Genomic DNA, 3,005 nt, shown 5'->3' with positions numbered 1-3,005 from the left:
GATCCTGCTGATCTGCCAGAGCGGCAAGCGCTCGGCCGATGCCGCGCAGTTCCTGCTGGAGGCCGGGTACGCCCAGGTCGCTTCCGTGACGGGCGGCACCGTGGCCTGGCGCGAGCAGTCGCTGCCACTGGTGCAGCCGCTGGCCAGTGCCGCCGACCGCGATTTCTTTGATCGTTATTCGCGCCACCTGCTGCTGCCACAGGTGGGCGAGGCCGGCCAGCGTCGGCTGCAGCAATCACGCGTGCTGGTGCTGGGCGCGGGCGGCCTGGGTGCGCCGGCCGGCTTCTATCTGGCCGCCGCCGGGGTAGGGCACCTGCGCTTCGCCGACCACGACCGCGTGGAGCGCAGCAACTTGCATCGGCAGATCGTGCATACCGAAGCCAGCGTCGGCCAGCTCAAGGTCGATTCCGCGCGCGAGCGGCTGCTGGCGTTGAATCCGTCGATCGAGGTCGAGGCGGTGCCGGAGCGGGTGACCTCTGAGAACGTGGATGCGCTGCTCGAGGGCGTGGACGTGGTGCTGGATGGCTCGGACAACTTCCCGCTGCGCTACCTGCTCAACGACGCCTGCATCAAGCACGCCAAACCGCTGGTGTATGCCGCCATCGAGCGCTTTGACGGCCAGGTAAGCGTGTTTGACGCCGGCCGCCAGCGCGGCGTGGCACCTTGCTATCGCTGCCTGTTCCCCGAGCCGCCGCCTCCAGAGTTTGCGCCGAATTGTTCCGAGGCTGGTGTACTGGGCGTGCTGCCTGGCCTGGCCGGCGTGCTGCAGGCCACCGAGGTGCTGAAGCTGCTGCTGGGCATTGGCGAGCCGCTGGTGGGTCGGCTGCTGCGCTTCGATGCGCTGGGCATGCGCTTCCGCGAGACCGGCATCCGGCCGGACCCGCAGTGTCCGGTCTGCGCGCCGGGTGTGCCGTTCCCGGGATATATCGATTACGCCGCGTTCTGCCGGGGTGGGTGAATCGGAGCGTCATCCACGCATGGCGTGGATCTACTGTAGAGCCGAGCCCGTGCTCGGCTGTACAGTCACGTGCATGGTTTCGGGATGATGTTGGGGGTCACTCCCTGCATCGTTCCATCGCCAAGACAATCCGGCGCAACATGCGTGCTATTGCCGTCATCGGCATTGCTCTATTGTTGAACCCGATTCTGGATCTTGGGGAACACACCGCATGGCGGTAGAAGCAGCGACCAGCGAGCTGGTCAAGGTCGTGGCCCTGTTGGGCGCGGCGGTGGTGATGGTGCCCCTGTTCCGCCGGGCCGGCCTGGGCTCGGTGCTGGGCTACTTCGCCGCTGGCCTGGCGATCGGACCGTTCGGGCTGGGCTGGTTCTCCGACCCGCAGGCGATCCTGCATACCGCCGAGCTCGGCGTGGTGATGTTCCTGTTCGTGATCGGCCTGGAAATGCGGCCCTCGCATCTGTGGAGCCTGCGCAAGGAAATCTTCGGGCTGGGCACGCTGCAGATCGTCACCTGTGCGCTGGTGCTGACCAGCATCGCCAAACTGTTCGGCCTGCCGTGGCAGGTGGCCTTCATCGGCGCCACCGGCTTCGTGCTCACCTCCACCGCGGTGGTGATGCAGCTGCTGGCCGAGCGTGGTGACATCGCGCTGCCGTCGGGCCAGAAGATCGTCTCCATCCTGCTGTTCGAAGACCTGCTGATCGTGCCGTTGCTGGCGCTGGTGGCCTGGATGGCGCCGGGCGCTGGCAGCGCCGATGGCGAGGGCTCGCGCTGGCTGTCGGTGGCGATCGGCGTGGGTGCCATCGTCGGCCTGGTGCTGGTCGGCCGCTTCCTGCTCAACCCGCTGTTCCGCGTGCTGGCCGAATCGAAGGCGCGCGAGGTGATGACCGCCGCCGCGCTGCTGGTGGTGCTGGGCGCGGCGCTGCTGATGCAGCTGTCGGGCCTGTCGATGGCGATGGGCGCGTTCCTGGCCGGCGTGCTGCTGAGCGAATCGACGTTCCGTCACCAGATCGAAGCGGACATCGAGCCGTTCCGCGGCATCCTGCTGGGCCTGTTCTTCCTCAGCGTCGGCATGGCGCTGGACCTGGGTGTGGTGGCCGGCAACTGGCAGCTGATCCTCGGCCTGGTGCTGGCGCTGATGGCGGCCAAGGCGCTGTGCATCTACGTGGTCGCGCGCATCATGGGCAGCGACCACGCGCAGGCGCTGGACCGGGGCGTGCTGATGGCGCAGGGCGGCGAGTTCGCCTTCGTGCTGTTCTCCGCTGCCGCATCGGCCGGGGTGATCAACCTGGAGATCAATGCCAACTTCACCGCCGTGGTGGTGCTGTCGATGGCGCTGACCCCGCTGGTGGTGCTGCTCTACAAGCGCATCGCGCCGAAGCCGACGGTGAACATGGACGGCGTGGACGAGGCCGATGGCCTGTCCGGCAGTGTGCTGCTGATCGGCTTCGGCCGCTTCGGCCAGGTCGCCAGCCAGTCGCTGCTGGCGCGCGACGTGGACGTGACCATCATCGACAACGATGTGGAGATGATCCAGAGCGCGGCGCGCTTCGGTTTCAAGATCTACTACGGCGACGGTACGCGACTGGACGTGCTGCATGCTTCGGGCGCGGCCACCGCACGTGCGATTGCGGTGTGCGTGGACAAGGCCGAGGCGGCTGACCGCATTGTTGAGCTGGTGTCGCACGAGTTCCCGCAGGCCAAGCTGATGGTGCGCTCGTTCGACCGCGAGCATTCGCTGCGGTTGATCCATGCCGGTGTTGATTTCCAGATCCGCGAGACGTTTGAATCGGCGGTGCTGTTCGGCCAGGCCGCGCTGGTGGAACTGGGTGCGGACGAGGACGATGCGATCGAAATTGCCGAGCAGATCCGTCGCCGCGACGCCGAGCGCTTCGAGCTGGAGATTGCCGGTGGTGGTCTGAATGCCGGCGCCAAGATGGTGTTCGGCAACTCCGGCCAGGGCGTGCCGACGCCGACGCCGCTCACCGCACCGAAGCGGGCAAGCAAGACGTTGAACCCGCAGGACGTGCCGGAGGAGGAAGAATAAAGC

Annotated in this window: 2 protein-coding genes; both read left to right on the top strand. The window is 67.1% G+C overall.

Annotated elements, in window-relative coordinates; translation table 11 throughout:
• On the top strand, positions 1-958 hold a 958-nt coding region (gene moeB / locus N5E02_RS20645; RefSeq protein WP_279946712.1), incomplete at its 5' end, for a molybdopterin-synthase adenylyltransferase MoeB.
• A 211-nt stretch (positions 959-1,169) separates the two neighbouring features.
• Positions 1,170-3,002, top strand: a complete 1,833-nt coding sequence (locus tag N5E02_RS20640) for a monovalent cation:proton antiporter-2 (CPA2) family protein (protein WP_279946711.1) — start codon at positions 1,170-1,172, stop codon at positions 3,000-3,002.
• Positions 3,003-3,005 lie beyond the last annotated feature (3 nt).

It is taken from the genome of Stenotrophomonas sp. GD03777 (genome assembly GCF_029842485.1).
Lineage (GTDB): Bacteria > Pseudomonadota > Gammaproteobacteria > Xanthomonadales > Xanthomonadaceae > Stenotrophomonas > Stenotrophomonas sepilia.
Note: the sequence above shows the minus strand (reverse complement) of the source record. Positions and strands in the feature narration are given on the sequence as shown.